This is a genomic window from Pseudomonas reinekei, assembly GCF_001945365.1.
GTDB classification, from domain to species: domain Bacteria; phylum Pseudomonadota; class Gammaproteobacteria; order Pseudomonadales; family Pseudomonadaceae; genus Aquipseudomonas; species Aquipseudomonas reinekei.
In genome coordinates, this window is record NZ_MSTQ01000010.1 from 1 (window position 1) to 17,951 (window position 17,951).

Genomic DNA, 17,951 nt, shown 5'->3' on the forward strand with positions numbered 1-17,951 from the left:
CCTTGCCTCTGGCTAACACTTCCCCTTGCCGGGTGTGTAGAGGACTTTCACCTCCAAGTCACCAGCATGGCCACCACAGCCAAGCTAGTTGCGCTTGCGCGCAACGCGCCATGCCTGGCGCACAAACAAAACGGGCCTGCAATGCAGGCCCGTCTCAGTGGCAAGGTAAAATGTGAATCAGGCTTCAGCCGTTTTGCGCAGCCTGTTCGTTTTCAAGAAACTCTTCTTCCAGCAGCACATCGGCGTGAGCCCTGGGCTCGAACGGCACCACGGCAGCGCGTGGTTTGCCTCGCAATTTGCCGAACAGATGTTCCAGCGCATGTTCGAGTTTTTCAGCAGCTCCATCGATCGCCAGTTCCAGGCTGGCAGCTTTATGGGTGACAGAAATCGGTTGATGGCCTTTTGGCCGCGCCTCCAGTTGGCAGCGCAAATCGTGAGGACCCGGCTTGTCGCCGTTCTCGTCCCGCAGGTGAACCTCGACGCGTGTCAGGTCCTCTTCGTAGCGTTCGAGCGTGCTCTCAATGGTAGTACGTACCCACTCCTCCAGTCGTTTACTGCCTTGAATATGGTTATCGCTGTTGACTTGGATTTGCATAGTTCATCCCTTATTTCAGCTAGCTCGCGAGAGGCCGGTCAGCTAAGCCCTTGGGCGTCATCACCGTGACCTCTTACTTACACAATCGGTCTGTACGATGAACAATTCAACCCCTAAAAAAAGATAAATTTTTAATCGTAAATAAAGCCGGACAACCGGCAAAAGCGCTGTTAAGGTCGGGAGTCGAGTCGCCCCGCCCTCGCGTAATAATTGCTCACATTTGCCGCTCCCCCAGCGGATGCAAGCCGCGAAAAATCCCCGCCTCTTCCACCAGCCAGTCATGCACCGCACGCACGCCCGGATGGCTCAGCGCACCCGGCGCATAGAGCACCATGTAGCGTTTGTGATTGGGCACCGTCAGCCCAAACGGCACAATCAACGCCCCGCGTTCCAACTCGTCGTTGAGCAGCGTGCGCCGGGCAATGGCGACCCCCATCCCGGCGATGGCGGCTTCGATGGTCAGGTGGTTTCGATTGAACGTGTGCCCTCGCCGTACATCCGCGCCTTCGAAGCCGATGGCGTTGAGATAGAACTCCCATTCCGCGTACTCGTAGCTGCCACGCCAGGCCGTGATGTCGTGCAGTAACGCAAAGTGCATCAGGTCCGCCGGGCCATGCAGCGGCGGCCGACCACGCAACAGGCTCGGCGCGCACACCGGAAAAATCTGCTCATCGAGCAAGGCTGTGGATAACAGCCCCGGATAGCTGCCGTCGTTCAGGTCGATGGCCAGGTCGAAATCACCCTCGTGCAGCGGCACGCTGCTGTCCTCGGCCACCAGGCGCAACTGAATGTCCGGGAAACGCTGCTGCAAACGCGGCAAGCGCGGGGTCAGCCACTTGCTGAGAAACGACGGGATCGAACGCACCCGCAAGGTACCGCTGATCATGCCGGCGTCCAGGCGACGCAATTCCGCATCAATGCTGCCATAGGCCTCGTTGACCGTAATGGCCAGTCGCTGTCCTTCGGCACTCAACTCCACACCCCGTGCACGCCGATGAAACAGACGAAAACCCAGGCGCTCCTCAAGCTGGCGGATCTGCTGGCTGACCGCTCCCGGCGTGATGTGCAGTTCTTCGGCGCACCGGGTGAACGACAAATGCCGGGCGGCACAGGAAAACACCTGCAGCCACACGTATGTCTGGGCGTGCAATTGACGGCTCATCGTTTAGTCCTGCTAAAGGCTGTCTTAGGAAGTTTCGTTGGTCACGTAGGACCATGGCAGGCAGTATCGCTGAAAGTGCGCTTGTCCTACAAAAATGGCAGCGATTCATCTTCCATTGCAGGCATAGGCTTTAGCATGGCTATCAGTGTTTTCGATCTCTTCAAAGTCGGCATCGGTCCGTCCAGCTCCCATACCGTTGGTCCGATGCGCGCGGCGGCGACTTTTGCCCAAGCGCTGATCGATCAGGCTTTACTGAGGGACGTGCGACGGGTGGAGATCCGCCTCTTCGGCTCCCTGTCAGCCACCGGCGTGGGTCACGCCACCGACCGCGCCTGTGTCATGGGCCTGATGGGCGAGTGGCCGGACAGCATCGACCCCACCACCATCGACAGCCGCATCAACACCCTGCGCGAAACCGGCGAATTGTCCCTGGCAGGCCAGGCGACCATCGCTTTCGACTGGGCACGCGACCTGCTGCTGCTCGACGAAAGCTTGCCCTACCACCCCAATGCCATGTCCCTGACAGCCTTCGGCGAAACCGGCGAACTGTTCGAGCAGACGTATTACTCGGTGGGCGGTGGTTTCATCATCGAAGCGGCCGAAGCCGAATCCGGCGTTGCACCGGCCAGCGACGTGGTGTTGCCGTACGATTTTTCCAGCGCTGTGGAATTGCTCCAGCTCTGCAACCAACACGGTCTGCGTATTTCCGAATTGATGATGGCCAACGAACGGGTCTGGCGCAGTGACGCCGAGATTCGTCAGGGCCTGCTGCACATCTGGTCGGTGATGCGCGACTGCGTCGAGCAAGGCCTGCGCCACGAAGGCATCCTTCCAGGCGGTTTGAATGTGCCTCGTCGTGCGGCGAAACTTCACCGTAGCCTGTTGGAAATCGGCAAGCCGAACGTCATCACCTCGACCCTTTCGGCCATGGAATGGGTGAACCTGTTTGCCCTCGCCGTGAACGAAGAAAACGCCGCCGGCGGACGCATGGTCACCGCACCGACCAACGGCGCGGCGGGCATCATTCCGGCGGTCTTGCACTACTACATGAAATTCAACCCGGACGCGTCGGACGACGACGTTGTCGCCTTTTTTCTGGGGGCGGCGGCGGTCGGCATTCTGTGCAAGAAAAACGCCTCGATCTCCGGTGCCGAAGTCGGTTGCCAGGGCGAAGTCGGCTCGGCCTGCGCCATGGCGGCTGCCGGGCTGGCGGAGGTGTTGGGCGCCACGCCGGAACAACTGGAAAACGCCGCGGAAATCGGCCTGGAACACAACCTAGGCCTGACCTGCGACCCGGTGGGCGGACTGGTGCAAGTGCCCTGCATCGAGCGCAATGCGATCGCCGCCGTGAAGGCGATCAATGCCACGCAAATGGCCCTGCGCGGTGACGGCAAACATTTCATCTCCCTGGACCGGGTGATCCGCACCATGCGCGACACCGGCGCCGACATGCACGACAAGTACAAGGAAACCTCACGCGGCGGCCTGGCGGTGAACTGGGTGGAATGCTGACCGGTTTGGAGGCACGTTGGGGGTTACTGCCCTGAAACGGGCAGTCAAAAAGAAGGCGGGCCATGGTGCCCGCCTTCTTTTCCCCTGTGATCATTGTCCGACAATTTAATCGGCATGCCCCTTGCTACACCCCTGTTGGAACAATGATGGCGATATGGCCGTGGGATGCCAGTGGTCCGGCATTGCGAACCAACCCGATCATGGCCGGTCAACAACTGCACGTTCAATCAGGCGGTGACGCATCATGGACAACCCTTTTCAGCTCATTACCGATGCCTTTGCAGCGGATTACCAGATCAACCTGAGCATTCAGGGTCTGGACGGCAGCATCATGCTGACCCTCTCCAATAGCGGCCGGGTCGTTGCCAAACGCATGATCAGCGCCGAGCAGCGCAATGACCCCGAACGCCTCAAACGACTGGTGCAAAGCATTCAGTTCGGCATTGCCATCGAACAGGGCCACAGCGCCGTGGCCATCCTTGAATCCATGACCGATGGCGGCACGCGCAACCTGCCGCCACCACAAGCCAAGGGGCGCCCGCGCCCCGCCATGGGACTTTAAAGCTCGCCCTTCTCCACTTCGGGATGTTCACTGGAGCCCGCGCCGGTCTTACGGTGCGGGTTTTCTATCTTCACCGACGGAAACTGCGACGACGCGTACCGCACCACCAGAATCGCAAACGCCAGCAGCAGAATCCCGCCGCACAGGTAGATGATCCCCAGGTCCGGCGGATTGTGGTGCGACACGTTGGAAATCAGCAGCCGCGTCAGCGCAGTGATCGCCACGTAGATCAGGAAGCGCACCGGCATGTGGTTGGTCTTGAAATAAATCCCGACCATCGCCCCCAGTTCCAGGTAGATGAACAGCAGCAAGATGTCGTCAATCTTGATGTGGCCCTTTTCGAGCATCCCGAGAAACTCCATCACCGCCGCCCATGCGGTCACGGCACCAATGGCGAACAGGGCCAGATAATGAAAGGTCTCGACGAACAGGTTGCCCAGGGACTCCGCCAGTTCATGCACGTTCTGCCGCAGCTTTTCGGCCCAGTTGATTTTCACGATGATGCTTCCTTAGGTCGACTCGACCGGATAATGCGGGTTGGACGTGACGGTTTTCTGCATGCAGAAAAAAGGCCACTCCATGATGGCGAGCGGCCCTCGATAACGCGCCGTGGCGTTTGGTCGCACCTCGTGCGGGCTGACCTGACAAACCCTGAATCCGGACTACATTGAAAAGCCACTACCCAAAGCAAAGGGATTGGCTTATCCTTTTCGCTGTATATAAATACAGTAGTCGAAACTGACAACCAATGTGAAGGCATGTGAGGTGGTGAATGGCCGTCGAAGTGGTATACCGCAGCAGCCGAGATCTGGAGCGCTTGTTCATGGATAAAGCCGAAGCTGACCGTCATGACAAAATGCTCGAACTGGCCGAGTTGCTGGCTGAAGTGTTGCAAAAAGCCGTTCCGTCCCTGAGCGAGCAGCAAGTGGAAGAAGCCGGGATCTACATGGCGAAGAACCGCGATGTGTTCGCCAAGGCGTTCAAGAGCCAGCCGGACGCCCTGTCCGAGTTGCTCAACGCACCTGTCGAAACACCAGAACCGGCTGAAGTAGCGGCACCTGCCGAAGAGGTGAGCGCTGAGCCGATCGCCCCGGCCAAGCCAGCCAAGGCCGCGAAAGCAGCCAAGTAAGCAATGTCAGAATTGAATAGGCCCTGAGTCCGATGGATTCAGGGCCTTTTTCATTTTGCAGGGCCTTGTTACCGATACAACACTTTCTCCGCCAACTCATCCGCCACCCGCGCCGGCGAGCGCTTCTCCGCCTGGGCATGAGCAAACACTTCGGTCAGCCGTGAACTGATCTTTGACAAGTGCGCGGTAATGGTCCCCAACGCCTCACCACGATGTTTGAGCGAAACATAGATCAACCCACCGGCATTGATCACGTAATCCGGTGCGTAAAGGATGCCTCGCCGCTCCAGTTGATCGGCCACGTCCAGATGCGTCAGCTGGTTGTTCGCCGACCCGGCCACCGCCGAGCAGCGCAACTGCGTCACGCTATGGCTGTTGAGCACTCCGCCAAGGCCGCACGGTGCGAGGATGTCGCAAGGCGTGCTGAGCAATGCATCGTTGGCAATGGGATGCGCGCCAAGCTGCTCCATGGCCAGTTGCACCTTGCCGTGGTCGATGTCGCTGACCAACAGCTCGGCACCGGCGGCATGCAGCTGTTCCGCGAGGGCATAGCCGACATTGCCCAGGCCCTGGATGGCCACGCGCAAGCCTTCGAGATTGTCGCTGCCCAGGCGGGCCATGGCCGTGGCGCGAATGCCGGTGAACACGCCCATTGCCGCATGCGGTGCCGGGTCACCCGCCGAGGTGGTGCTGGTAACGTGCTGGGTCTGTTGAGCGATGCAATCCATGTCCGCCACCGAGGTGCCGCTGTCGATAGCGGTGATATAGCGACCGTCAAGCTGATCGATACAACGTCCGAACGCTTCGAACAGCGCTGCGCGGTTGGCGACATGGGCAGGTCGGACAATCACCGCCACTCCACCGCCCTGGGCCAGGCCGGCCAGTGCAGCCTTGTAGCTCATGCCTTGAGCAAGGCGTATGGCATCCTCGACCGCTGATTCGTCGCTGGGGTAGGCAAGGTAACGACAACCACCCAGGGCAGGTCCCAGTCGGCTGTTATGAATGGCAATGACCGCCTTCAACCCGGTGACCGGGTCGACGCTCAGATGCAGCGATTCAAGGCGAGTGCTTTGCATGAGAGCGAACATCGTAAGGCTCCCGAATCACTTCTTGTAGACGCCAGTATAGGCTTGCGCTAAAAAATTGCAGAAGCGCACCGGAATAAGCGACGCGGCCATGCAGTCTTTCGGAAATAACCTGTTGCAGCCCGTGTAAGGCACTGGACGAATACAGGAGACGGGGCTAAAACGAGGCATTGCCGGGAGATTTCAATGACGCCGCGCCAATCGTTTTTCGCTTGCCTGCAACGTTCACCGCCTGCGCTGTTCGAGGCGGCGCTGTGGATTTGCGCCGAGCATGACAGTGAGGTGGACCACGAGGCGGTGCTGGCAAATGTGCGAGAGCTGCGACAGCGCGTCAGTGGCGGCTTGCCGATGCTGCCGGTGAGCGAACTGGCGCAGCCGTTGTTGCGGCGCATGAATGATCTGGGCTTTGCGCAGGACGATGCCACCCCCTTGCGGCCGCAAGCGGCGTTAGTCAACAAAGTGCTGGAACGTCGACGCGGGCAACCACTGGCCCTGGGGCTGATTGCGCTGGAACTGGCCAGAGGCCTGGAAATCCCCTTGGTCGGGGTCAATTTTCCCGGTCACTTTCTTCTGCGGGTGCCGGGCGCCGATCACTTGCTCGATCCTTGTGGCGGTCGCCGCCTCTACCCCAACGATTGCCGGGACCTGCTGCACCGCCAGTACGGCCCGAACATGAAGCTCAATGCCGAACACCTGATGAATGCCGAACCCGTGCAGATGCTACAACGCCTGTCGCGCAACCTGCGCCAGTTGCACCTTTCCCACGACGATTTCATCGGTGCCCTGATCGACGCCGAGCGCGTGCTGGAACTGGGTAACGCCAATGCCGCCGATTACCTGGCCCGGGCCAGTCTTTACCAACGGCTGGACTGCCCCAATGCCGAGCGTTTTGACCTCGAACATGCCTTGCTGCTCAGCGATGATCCGATCCAGCGGATTCGCCTCACCGAGCGCCTGGGGCATTTGCCGCCCAATTCAATTGTCCATTAAAAGCAAAAGATCGCAGCCTTCGGCAGCTCCCTGGATTTGTGCAGGAGCTGCAGAAGGTTGCGATCAATTGATCGTGCTTCTGAGTTAAGGGGTGTCCGGCTGATTCGCCGGATGAGCCTTGATGAACGCCGGGTGCACAGCCGCCAGCGCCGCCACTCGTCGAATCTTCGGATAGTCGTCAAGGGAAATGCTGAAGCGCTCAGCGGCATACAACTGAGGGATCAGGTACACGTCCGCCAGTCCCGGCTGCGGGCCAAAGCAGTAACCCTCATCACCGATCAACTGCTCCACCGTTGCCAATCCCTGGCGGATCCAGTGCCCGATCCACTCCATCACCTGCGGTTCATCGTGACCCGATTGCCGCAGCCGGTTGAGCACGCTGACGTTGTGCAACGGATGAACGTCGCAGCCGATCACGGCGGCCGCGCCGCGCTCATGAGCCCGCGAGGCGAGGTCTTTGGACAGCAGCGGCAGCTGTGGATAACGTTCTTCCAGATACTCGATGATCGCCGGCGACTGAATCAGCAACGCGCCTTCATCGGTACGCAAGGCCGGTACGCGACCTTGCGGGTTGATGGCCAGATACGGCGGCTGACGGTGCTCGCCACCGGGCGGCGCGATCAGGTTGATCGGCAGCGCCTGATAGTCCAGCCCCTTGAGGGCTAACGCGATGCGCACCCGGTAGGACGAGGTCGAACGGTAGTAGGTATAGAGTTCCATCACCCGCTCCCCTTAGCGCGCCGGCAGCACTTTACCGCGACATTCGCCAAAGCCGATGGAGGCAAACCCTTCGCGGCTGCAACGGCCACGCAGGATGATCTCGTCTCCGTCCTCAAGGAACTTGCGCACCTCGCCCGAGGCCAGCTCGATCGGCTTTTTACCGCCCTCGGTGATTTCCAGCAGGCTGCCGAACTGACCGCTCTCCGGCCCCGACAACGTGCCCGAACCGAACAGGTCACCGGCCTGCAACTGGCAGCCGTTGACGCTGTGATGCGCGACCATCTGCGCCACGGTCCAGTACATGTGTTTCGAATTGCTCAGGGTCAGGCGATGGGCCGGCAGGTTCTGCTCGCGCATGGCTTCAGTGAGTAGCAACACTTCCAGTTCGATGTCGAAGCCGCCAGCCGCCTGATCGCGTTTGTCGAACAGGTACGGCAGTGGCTGCGGATCACCTTCCGGGCGCGCAGGCTGGGCGCGACGGAACGGCTCCAGCGCTTCAGCGGTCACGATCCACGGCGAAATGCTGGTGATAAAACTCTTCGACAGGAACGGCCCCAATGGCTGGTATTCCCAGGCCTGGATGTCCCGCGCCGACCAGTCATTGAGCAGGCAGAAACCGGCGATGTGATCAGCAGCGTCACCGATGGCGATCGAGTCGCCCAACTCGTTGCCCCGGCCAATCCAGATGCCCAGCTCCAGTTCGTAGTCCAGACGGGCGCACGGGCCGAAGGTTGGCTCGGTCTGACCGGCCGGTAGAGTCTGGCCTTTCGGGCGACGCACATCGGTGCCGGAGGGACGAATCGTCGAGGCGCGGCCGTGGTAACCGATCGGCACGTATTTGTAGTTCGGCAGCAACGGATTGTCGGGACGGAACAGTTTGCCGACGTTCTGCGCGTGCTCGATACCGACGTAAAAATCGGTGTAGTCGTTGATTTTCGCCGGCAGGTGCATCTCGCAATCCGCCGCCAGCGGCAGCAGTTTTGCGCCCTGGGCTTCGATCTTGCCGTGCAGGGTGCTGCCTTCGCTCAACAGTTCCAGCAAGCGCTCGCGCAGGGCCACTCGAGCGGCGCTACCCAACTCGAAGAACGCATTCAACTGACCGCCTCGGGTGGCTTCGACGGCCGCTTTCGCGGCGCCGTCGAACAGCCCGGCATCGAGCGCGGCTTCCAGATCGAAAATATGCTCGCCGATGGCCACGCCACTACGTGGCGCGGAGCCCTTCACGCTGAACACGCCCAGCGGCAGGTTTTGCAAGGGGAAGTCAGCATGGCCGTTGGCGGAAGTAACCCAGCTGCGAGTGATGGAAGTCTGCGTCATGGGTTATCTCCGGGTCGGGTCGAAAGTGGCTGGCAGCGTGGCCCAGCAGGCGTCGTATGAGTTTTGCAATTGCGCGCAATCAAGGGCGAAGCGGCTCGGGCGCAACACCTGGCTGGTCTCGAACATGAACGCCATGGTGTTATCGATCTTCGCCGGCTTGAGCTCAGCGTTGATCGCTTTGGTGCAGGTTTCGCCATCCGGGCCGTGGGCGCTCATGCAACTGTGCAGCGATGCGCCACCGGGCAGGAAGCCTTCGGCCTTGGCGTCGTACTCGCCCTGGATCAGGCCCATGAATTCATTCATCAGGTTGCGGTGGAACCACGGTGGACGGAAGGTGTTCTCGGCGACCATCCAGCGCGGCGGGAAAATCACAAAATCGAGATTAGCCAGGCCGTGGACGCTGGTCGGCGAGGTCAGCACGGTGAAGATCGACGGGTCCGGGTGATCGAAGCTGACGGTGCCGATGGTGTTGAAACGGCGCAGGTCATATTTGTACGGCACGTTGTTGCCATGCCAGGCCACGACGTTGAGCGGCGAATAATTGAGTTCGCACGCCCATAACTGGCCGAGGAACTTCTGCACCAGCGTGGTCGGTTGTTGCAGGTTTTCGTAAGCCGCCACGGGGGTCAGAAAGTCCCGTGGATTGGCCAGGCCATTGCTGCCGATCGGCCCCAGATCCGGCAGACGCAGGGGCGCACCATGGTTCTCGGCGATGTAGCCGCGGGCTTGCGGGTCCAGCAGCTCGACACGGAATTTCAAGCCCCGTGGCAGCACGGCGATTTCCAGCGGCGCCACTTCCAGCACGCCGAGCTCGGTGGCGATGCGCAGGCGTCCCTGTTGCGGCACCAACAGCATTTCGCCGTCGGCATTGAAGAACACTCGCTCCATTGAACGATTGGCGAGGTAGTTGTAGAGGCTGATGCCGGCCGGTTTTTCAGAAGCGCAATTGGCCGCCATGCTCACCAGGCCATCGATGAAATCCGTCGGTTCAGCGGGAATTTCCAGCGGGTTCCAGCGCAGGCGATTGGGAGTCACTTCACCCAATGGGCCGCCGGCCAGTTGCCGATCGAGTTTGACGAAAGCCGGGTGATTGGCTGATGGCTGGATGCGGTACATCCAGGTCCGCCGGGCTTCGCTGCGCGCCATGGTGAAGGCGGTGCCGGAGAACAGTTCGGTATACAGGCCGTAAGGGGCTTTTTGCGGGGAGTTCTGCCCAACCGGCAATGCACCCGGTAGCGCTTCGCTGCTGAATTCGTTGCCGAAGCCTGACAGATAAGCCAACGCCGGGGCGGTTGAATCGGGGTTCATGGAGCCTCCTGAACGGGGAGTCGACGGTGACTGATCGCTCTGTTGCAACGCTCATGACACGCCGGGGTTATTTTTATCGTAATTCAATTACGCATAACGTAATTTGATTGGTATTGACCGTCAAGCTATAAAGACGCCCATTCGTCCCGGGATCACAGCACCACCATGGAAAAGCCCAGCAGCGACAGTAACGGTAAACAGAAAGTCCGCTCCGCCGAGGTGGGGACCGATATCCTCAAGGCGTTGGCCGAGTTGTCGCCTTCGACGTCACTCTCGCGGCTGGCCGAACATGTGCAGATGCCGGCGAGCAAGGTTCACCGCTATTTGCAGGCGCTGATCGCCAGCGGTTTTGCCGAACAGAATGCGGCGACCAACCATTACGGCCTGGGCCGTGAAGCCTTGCGCGTTGGCCTTGCAGCCCTCAACAGCATGGATGTACTGAATGTCGCCGCCCTGCCCCTGGCCGAGTTGCGCGATGACTTGAACGAAACCTGCTTTTTGGCGGTATGGGGCAATCAGGGCGCGACCGTGGTACGCATCGAACCCGCGGTGCGTGCGGTCACGGTGGTGACGCAACTGGGCTCGGTACTGCCCTTGCTCAGTTCTTCGACTGGTCTGGTCTTTGGCGCCTACCTGCCCAAGCGCGAAACCGTGGAACTGCGCGACCGGGAGTTGCAGGAGCATGCCAATCACGCACTGGAAGATGAGCAGGCTTATGCGCTGATGTGCGAGCAGATCCGCGCGCGTGGCCTGCATCATGTGCATGGCTTGTTGATGCCCGGCGTGGATGCCTTGTCGGCACCGGTGTTGAACGCGATGGGCAATGTCGTGGCCGTGTTGACGGTGGTCGGCCCGACTTCGCTGTTTCATGCCGACGAGAATGGCCCGGCAGCACAGCGTTTGCTGGCTGCGACGCGCGCCGTTAGTTGGCGAATGGGTTATCAGGCAACGACACCCAACGTCTGAAAACGGTTGTGCCGGTAAATAAACCAGCACAACCGTATTGATTAAACTACAGATTCACTCAGAAATAGCTTCGCGATATTCGCAGCCAAGTCATTTACTTCGTCAAACTCCAAGCCTTTGAAACGATACGCAGAGTCGAATGTATAAGACTTGGAAAACAACCCGAGATGCTCGCCCTCGAAGTAAGGAACTTGAGCGTCCTGCAACTCCAGATACAAGGCCCACACCAGCGTTTGCGAATAGGTGACCTGCAGATTTTCCAGAGAATGAACGCCGTTGATATAAACCTCATCGACATTGATTCCACGCCCGCTGAGTTTTGCATGCAACATGGCACGCACCCGCTCGATACTTAGTTCTTCCATGATTTAACAACCTATTAATGATAGTGAGCAATACCGGACTAAATGCAATTGAATCTCCATGCCTTAGTCCTGCCAACATCATAATTGAAAGGGTGATCAATGCACGCAAGGGAGTGTTTGCATTCGTTACTACAGGGAAATCAACCCCAACTTTTTCGCTATTGCCACCGCTTGCGTACGACGCTCTACACCTAACTTGCTATGAATTCGCCGTGCATGGGTTTTTACTGTATGCAATGAGATGAACAACTGTTCGGCGATTTGCTGATTGGAGTTGCCTTGGGCAATCAGGCCCAGTACCTCCAGTTCCCGACCGCTCAACGGGTTGCTTTCGATTGTTGCCGCAGACTCATCGTCCACGCCGTAACGGCTGAGCAAGGTCGGTTGACGCAGTCGCAGTTCGCACACGGCCTGTTGCTGTTGGCCACGCCCTGCCAACTTCAGGCCTGTCTGCAATGCCGAGGCTGCCAGTTCGGTCTCGCCGATCAGGTCCGCCACTTCGCAGATCGCCAACTGCAATTCCGTTTCCAGCGCCAGCATTGCGTGTTGTTGTGCGTGATCGAGCAAGGTTTTGAGCCGTTCGAGCGGCTGTTGCGCCTCTTGCATTCGGGTTTGGGCGAGCACCAGTAAATACTCGATTCGGGCAATCAGCATGAAAGTCGCTGGAGGTGCCTGACGGGCATGCGGCCCGCGGTAGTGGCGCAGCACCCGGGTCAACGCTTCGCGCGCCAATTGCGGGCGCCCCTGCTGCAGCCAGAAATGACTGCTGATCTGCAGTAACACACCCCGATAAACCGTATCGGGAATCTGCCGCTGCTGCATCAGGCGCTCGGCTTCGCGCAAGCGATCGAACGCGTGGGCGTAATCGCGCTGATTGGCGGCCAGTTGCGCCTGCCCGAGAAAACCATACAACGCACGCTTGTCCTGACTGTGCAGACAGTCCTGCAAGCCGGACTGGAAGAATTGCGCAGCCACTGCGTCCTGCCCCTGACAAAGCGCCAGCCGCCCGCGCTGCAAGGCAATTCTTCCCAGCAACGGCGTCGGGCGATCGGCCTGTCGACTCAACATTTCATGAATATCGGCCAACAAACTCTCGGCTCGTCGGGGAGCGCCTCGTTGCTCCAGCAACTGTGCATGATCCAGTTCAAGCAGGCCTTCAAACAGCAACGAACCCTGCGCACGGGCCAGGCACAACGCCTCACGATTGAAGGCTTGCGCAGCGTCAAGTTCGGCGTTAAGCAACGCCTGCTGGGTCAACCCGGACAGGCACAACAGACGCGCAGGCCAGGCATCCGGCGCCAATTCAGCCAACGCATCGATAAAGTGCGCACGAGCCGCGTCCATGCGCCCCAACAGATGCAAAAGCCAACCTTGTTGTGCCTGCCAGCGTGCCAGCAATTGCCGTTGCAGCATGACGCTCGGTTGCGGTGCGAACCGGGCCAGTTGCGCAATGCACTCGGCCGCCTGGTCGAAGCGTCCGGCGAACAACAACGCCGCCGTGATCAGACCGACCAACTGCGGCGAACCGAGGGTCAACCCTTCGCCCTGACGCTCATGCAGATTCAACAACAAGCGCACGTTTTCTCGCCGGAACAAATGCTCAAGGCTGAAGTGCTGCAGCAGGCTGACTGCGACTTCAAATTCTTCAGCCAGCAGCGCGTGTTCGAACGCCCCCTGCCAGTCCTCCTCGGCGCAAAACCACTGGCAGGCGCGCCGATGCCAGGCCCGTCCCGCCGAACCGCGCTCGTCCCCCACGGCCCGGGCCAACGGCACAAACACCCGCAGCCATTCGGCGGAGTCCTCCCACGGCTCGATAAAGCAACCCATCTCCTGCAGGGCATGCAACCACTGCGCCCCTTCGCCCGCACCAAAAAGATGCTCACAGAGGCTGGCATTGAATCGCGGCAAATGCGCCAGTACCTGCCACGCTTCAATCAGTTCCGGCGCCAGCGTGCTGAACAGCTCGTGGTGCAGATAATCGAGCAGTGTCGTCGAGCGTTCCTGTTTGTCCTGATCGGCGGCCCACTGGCAGCCGCCAAGCAAGGCAATGCGTACACCGGCACACCAGCCGCTGCTGCGCTGGATAATTCTGCGGGCGGTATGGGTGGCCAGTGCCGGCTCGACATCACTTAGAAAATGCTGGACTTCACACTCGGTGAACGCCAGCGCACGCGCCTCGCACTCGTACAACTCGTCATCGAGCAACAGCCGCGGCCAGTTGCATTGTGGGCGTCGGCGTGAGGCCAGCCACCAATTCAATAGGGGGCTTCTGACCGCCAGTAAACGATCCAGAAAGTGATCGAGTTCCGAGTTGGAAACACGGCAATAATCGTCAATGAACAGCCAGGTCGGCGTCTGCAAATGGGTCAGATAGTCCAGCAAATCAGGCTCGTCCACCGAACCCAACCCCAGCGCTTGCGCCAGGCGCTGCTGAAAAGTGCCGACATCCAGGGACTCCCCGGCCATCGGCAACCAACACAGCCGACAGTCCGCCGGCGCGCGCAACAGGCACTCAGTGAGCAGCGCACTCTTACCGCTCCCGGCAGGTGCGCAGAGCAATTTCACCCGAGCCGTCGAAGCCAGCAACGGCTCGACCAAACGCTCACGAGCCAGGTGATGGGAGGACAAGCGAGGCAGAAATCCAGGACGGTCCAGACACAACGTCATGGCAGTCATAGTGGTGCGCCTTTTATAGTTGTGGCGCCACCCTAGCCCCCTCCCGAGCGCTTATTGAAGAAGTATTCAGCACACTGATTTGCAGCCATAAAAAAGGTGACTGCGAAGTCACCTTTCGGTGTAGGAGGCTGTAGGAAGATTACCTCACACCTGTACTCCTAAGGGCTGCCGGTGTGTAGTCCCCAGCTTTTGCAGCGATGTTGAACTCGAAGCTGCGCTTCTCCTCGTTCTTCATTCCCAAGGCAATGTAGCGACCGGCAATCAAGTCATACAGCGCTTCGACGGTATAGGCCGGCACCTGATGATCGTAGTAGAACTGCGCATGCCCTTCGGCCACTCGCCACAACTGGCCGCGACCGTCGTAGTGGTCCGCCAGCGCCACTTGCCAGGTGTCTTCGTCGATGTACATATGGCGTTTGGCGTAGACATGCCGTTCGTTAGGCTTGACCGTGGCCACCACCTCCCAGACCCGGTGCAGCTCATAGCGGGTCAGGTCCTGGTTGATGTGGCCGGCCTTGATCACGTCTGTGTATTTAAGGTCAGGCGAGTCGAGTTTGTAGCTGTTGTACGGGATGTACATTTCCTTCTTGCCGACCAGCTTCCAGTCATAGCGATCCGGCGCGCCGGAAAACATGTCGAAGTTGTCGGTGGTGCGCAGCCCATCGGACGAAGTCCCCACACCGTCATACGCCACTTGTGGCGCGCGCCGCACACGTCGCTGGCCGGCGTTGTAGATCCAGGCCTTGCGCGGTTCCTGGACCTGGTCGAGCGTCTCATGAACCAGCAACACGTTGCCTGCCAGCCGTGCCGGCGCGGTCACTTCCTGTTTGAAATAGTTGAGTACGTTCTCATCGCTGCCCGGTTTCAAATCACCCAGCAGCGATGGAACGGCCACTTCGTCCTTGAATCGGATGACGGTGAAATCGCCGTTGGACTGCGGCGTTGCCTGGGTAATGGTGCGACGCAGGTTACCGCCGTGATAACGGGTGATGTGGTTCCAGATCACCTCGACCCCGTTCTTCGGAATCGGAAAAGCGTAGTAGCGATTGCCGGTGAAATTGGCCAGACCGTTGCCATCGTTGGTCGGTGTCACGTTCAACGCGCTGCGTTTGGCCGCTTCATAGACTTCCGGCGGCAGGGCCGCGGTGCGGTGGCTCGGGTAGACCGGGATTTTGTAGGTTTCGGGGTAGCGCTTGAACATCGCTACCTGCCCGTCAGACAACTTGTCCTTGTACTGGTCGACGGTGGCCGCGGTAATGATGAACAGCGGCTTTTCCTTGCCGAACGGATCGGCCAGGAAACCCTTGCTGTCCACCGCACCGGCATTTTTCGGAATACCACCGGTCCACGGCGGAATCGAGCCGTCAGCATTGCCGGCCTTCTCGGCACCGAGCGGCGTGAGCGTGGTGCCGAGCTTGTTGGCTTCTTCCGCCGATACCGCGGCCATCACGTTGACGGCCAGCAGACTCAGGGCCAGTGCGGAACCGAATTGCAGAATAATCTTGCGCATTGAATTCATCCTTTCAGCCAGATCAGAAGTTCACGCCAAAGCTCAACGCCACGAAGTCGCGGTCTTCGAGCACGTTGTAGTCACCACCGAAAAAGTCCGTGTAACTGAGGCTTGCGGTGTAGGTGTTGCGGTAGTCCGCATCAACACCGAGGCTGACGGCCTTGGCACCTTCGTTGAACAACCCGTTGGGGCCGTAACCGGCGACGTCGTGGGACCACGACAGGTTGGGTTTGAAGTTGATCCCGGCGATCACGTTGTTGTAATCAAGGATCGCCCGGGCCCGATAACCCCACGAGGTCGAGGTCACGAAACCGTCGGTGTCGCCACCGAAACCATACTGGCCGTACACCGAGTCGCGGCCGTAGCGCAGGTCGCTGCGCGACTCCAGGCCACCGACATGCACCACCGCCGCTTCGCCCACCAGGGTCAGGCGATCTGCACCGGCGATCTGATCGATGAAGTGCGTCAGGGTGCTCTGGATTTGCGTCACTTCCTTGCGGCGATAGCCTTTGTTGTCAGCGCCCGGCGAGGTCGCAATCGGTGAAGCCGCGCCCCCGGCGATGGGGTTGAGCAACGCCAGCGTCAGGTCGTTGGTGTTGATCTGCACCGGCGCGTTGGGGCGATAGCTGATCTCGCCGGTCCACGCCGTACCGGTGGGCAACGTCGTGGAAAAACTCGCACCGTAGAGGCGAATGTCTTCGGGGTATTCGAGGTAATACTGACCACGCCCGAGCATCACACTCTGCGCCAGACCCGCACCGCTACCCGGCGCAATGCGGTTGGCCGTGGTGATGATTCCCGGAATGCTTGCCAGCGTACTGAGGCCGGCTGTGGTGGTGCCGACCGTCGGCGTACGGCTGTGGTAGTTCATGAAATACAGACCGTACTCGGTATCGTCTCCCAGCCAACGCAGCGCGGTCCCCCACTGCCCCGAATCCCGGGCATCGCGGTCGCCACCACGGGGGACGACCACGCCTTCGCTGGTCACCTCGAAGCCCTGGCCAAACGCGGCAGCAACCGGTTGCAACGGCGCAATGGCCGGGTTGGCAACCGTGTACCCCTTGTCACACCCGTCCGCCACCACGTCGACCCCGAAGAAAGTGCCGCAGTTGTCGACAACGGTCTGGTCCCACTCCAGTTGATAGAAGCCTTCGACGGTCAACTTGTCCGTCAGGCCCTGGGAGGCAAACAACATGTTGACCGGAATCAGCCCTTCCTTGATCTCGGCACCAGGTCGGCGGAACGCGGAAACGTCGACCGGGTTGATGCTGTTGATCGAGTTACCGATGAAGGTACTTTCGCCCCAGCTCACGACCTGTTTACCGGCACGAACGGTCCCTGGCAGGTCGGCGATGGAATAGTTGTGATAGACGAAGGCGTCGAGGATCTGCGCACCGGAAGACTTGGAACCCTCTTTGCGATTGTGATCGCTGATCGGCTTGAAAGGCCGGTCTTCGTCCTTGAGCTCGAAGTCGTACCAGTACTTGCCGCGGACGAACACGCCGGTATCGCCGTACTTCAATTCAAGGTCGTGAATGCCCTTGAAGATCTTCGAGAAGGTATCGCCCTTCTTGAAATTCTGCCGCCCGTCATCACCGGTCGACGCCTGCCCGCTACCGCCATTGACCGTGCCCACCAGGGCATCGTCTGCATCGCGCATGCCCCAACTCGCGCCGACCGACAGCGAAGAGTCGAACGTGCCTTCGATTTCCCCGATGTTGAATGAAACAGCCTGCGCCTGGGCACAGCAGCCCAAGGCAACCGCAGCGGCCAGAGCCTGCGGTGTGAAGATGGCGCGCATTGTTGTTTTTGTCATGCGTCTTCCCCGGTGAGTGACAGAAGGCCTCACCCTACTGCCGCCCGCCAAGTGCGATAAGCGCACCAAGGAGGTATTCGTGGTGTACCTCTAAAGGATGACTGGCGGTGTGGAACGTGAGATTGCGCGGGGTATAAATGGACGCGATGTGGCGGCATCAGTCGAATTCATCGACTACGCTGCAAGCAGGCTAACTGTTACGCACTCGGTAACGGTGCATGTCCGTAATCGCTGTTTT

The 17,951-nt window shown here is 59.7% G+C and carries 15 protein-coding genes and 1 pseudogene; 5 read left to right on the plus strand and 11 right to left on the minus strand.

Annotated elements, in window-relative coordinates; translation table 11 throughout:
- Positions 1 to 184: 184 nt before the first annotated feature.
- Positions 185 to 595: an HPF/RaiA family ribosome-associated protein gene (locus BVK86_RS17245; RefSeq protein WP_075947563.1), complete on the minus strand. Its 411-nt coding sequence runs from the start codon at positions 593 to 595 to the stop codon at positions 185 to 187.
- 214 nt (positions 596 to 809) lie between these two features.
- On the minus strand, positions 810 to 1,757 hold the full coding sequence (locus BVK86_RS17250) for a LysR substrate-binding domain-containing protein (protein WP_075947564.1): 948 nt from the start codon (positions 1,755 to 1,757) through the stop codon (positions 810 to 812).
- 135 nt (positions 1,758 to 1,892) lie between these two features.
- On the opposite strand from BVK86_RS17250, the gene BVK86_RS17255 reads away from it, so the two are divergent.
- Positions 1,893 to 3,269: an L-serine ammonia-lyase gene (locus BVK86_RS17255; protein ID WP_075947565.1), complete on the plus strand. Its 1,377-nt coding sequence runs from the start codon at positions 1,893 to 1,895 to the stop codon at positions 3,267 to 3,269.
- Positions 3,270 to 3,513: 244 nt separating this feature from the next.
- On the plus strand, positions 3,514 to 3,831 hold the full coding sequence (locus tag BVK86_RS17260; protein ID WP_075947566.1) for a DUF3509 domain-containing protein: 318 nt from the start codon (positions 3,514 to 3,516) through the stop codon (positions 3,829 to 3,831).
- On the opposite strand, the gene BVK86_RS17265 is transcribed toward BVK86_RS17260, so the two are convergent.
- Positions 3,828 to 4,328, minus strand: a complete 501-nt coding sequence (locus BVK86_RS17265; protein WP_075947567.1) for a phosphate-starvation-inducible protein PsiE — start codon at positions 4,326 to 4,328, stop codon at positions 3,828 to 3,830. The genes BVK86_RS17260 and BVK86_RS17265 overlap by 4 nt on opposite strands.
- 275 nt (positions 4,329 to 4,603) lie before the next feature.
- On the opposite strand from BVK86_RS17265, the pseudogene BVK86_RS17270 reads away from it, so the two are divergent.
- A pseudogene (locus BVK86_RS17270) lies at positions 4,604 to 4,843 on the plus strand (YebG family protein); the annotation flags it as partial.
- A gap of 185 nt (positions 4,844 to 5,028) precedes the next feature.
- Here BVK86_RS17270 and BVK86_RS17275 read toward each other — a convergent pair.
- On the minus strand, positions 5,029 to 6,048 hold the full coding sequence (locus BVK86_RS17275) for a Glu/Leu/Phe/Val dehydrogenase family protein (RefSeq protein ID WP_075947569.1): 1,020 nt from the start codon (positions 6,046 to 6,048) through the stop codon (positions 5,029 to 5,031).
- Between the two features lie 183 nt (positions 6,049 to 6,231).
- Here BVK86_RS17275 and BVK86_RS17280 point away from each other — a divergent pair, with 183 nt between their 5' ends.
- Positions 6,232 to 7,035, plus strand: a complete 804-nt coding sequence (locus BVK86_RS17280; protein WP_075947570.1) for a SirB1 family protein — start codon at positions 6,232 to 6,234, stop codon at positions 7,033 to 7,035.
- Between the two features lie 84 nt (positions 7,036 to 7,119).
- Here BVK86_RS17280 and maiA read toward each other — a convergent pair whose 3' ends face one another.
- From maiA to hmgA, 3 genes are read right to left on the minus strand one after another with little or no spacing between them, the layout of a single operon-like run.
- Complete coding sequence (gene maiA, locus BVK86_RS17285) at positions 7,120 to 7,755, minus strand: maleylacetoacetate isomerase (RefSeq protein ID WP_075947571.1); 636 nt, start codon at positions 7,753 to 7,755, stop codon at positions 7,120 to 7,122.
- A gap of 12 nt (positions 7,756 to 7,767) precedes the next feature.
- Complete coding sequence (gene fahA / locus BVK86_RS17290) at positions 7,768 to 9,072, minus strand: fumarylacetoacetase (protein WP_075947572.1); 1,305 nt, start codon at positions 9,070 to 9,072, stop codon at positions 7,768 to 7,770.
- Between the two features lie 3 nt (positions 9,073 to 9,075).
- Positions 9,076 to 10,380 (minus strand): homogentisate 1,2-dioxygenase, encoded by a 1,305-nt coding sequence (gene hmgA, locus BVK86_RS17295; protein ID WP_075947573.1) that lies wholly within the window; start codon positions 10,378 to 10,380, stop codon positions 9,076 to 9,078.
- Positions 10,381 to 10,545: 165 nt separating this feature from the next.
- Here hmgA and BVK86_RS17300 point away from each other — a divergent pair, with 165 nt between their 5' ends.
- Positions 10,546 to 11,346, plus strand: a complete 801-nt coding sequence (locus BVK86_RS17300; protein WP_075947574.1) for an IclR family transcriptional regulator — start codon at positions 10,546 to 10,548, stop codon at positions 11,344 to 11,346.
- A 41-nt stretch (positions 11,347 to 11,387) separates the two neighbouring features.
- Here the strand turns inward: BVK86_RS17300 and BVK86_RS17305 are convergent, their stop codons facing one another.
- From BVK86_RS17305 to BVK86_RS17320, 4 genes are all read right to left on the minus strand, one after another.
- The gene (locus tag BVK86_RS17305; RefSeq protein WP_075947575.1) at positions 11,388 to 11,711 is read right to left on the minus strand and encodes a hypothetical protein; all 324 of its coding nucleotides are present in this window, start codon (positions 11,709 to 11,711) and stop codon (positions 11,388 to 11,390) included.
- Positions 11,712 to 11,840: 129 nt separating this feature from the next.
- Complete coding sequence (locus BVK86_RS17310; RefSeq protein ID WP_075947576.1) at positions 11,841 to 14,387, minus strand: LuxR C-terminal-related transcriptional regulator; 2,547 nt, start codon at positions 14,385 to 14,387, stop codon at positions 11,841 to 11,843.
- 139 nt (positions 14,388 to 14,526) lie between these two features.
- Positions 14,527 to 15,897, minus strand: coding sequence for a DUF1329 domain-containing protein (locus tag BVK86_RS17315; protein ID WP_075947577.1), 1,371 nt, complete (start codon positions 15,895 to 15,897; stop codon positions 14,527 to 14,529).
- A 22-nt stretch (positions 15,898 to 15,919) separates the two neighbouring features.
- Positions 15,920 to 17,713 carry a DUF1302 domain-containing protein gene (locus tag BVK86_RS17320; RefSeq protein WP_075947578.1) on the minus strand — a complete coding sequence of 598 codons (1,794 nt, stop codon included), beginning with the start codon at positions 17,711 to 17,713 and terminating at the stop codon, positions 15,920 to 15,922.
- Between the last annotated feature and the right edge of the window lie 238 nt (positions 17,714 to 17,951).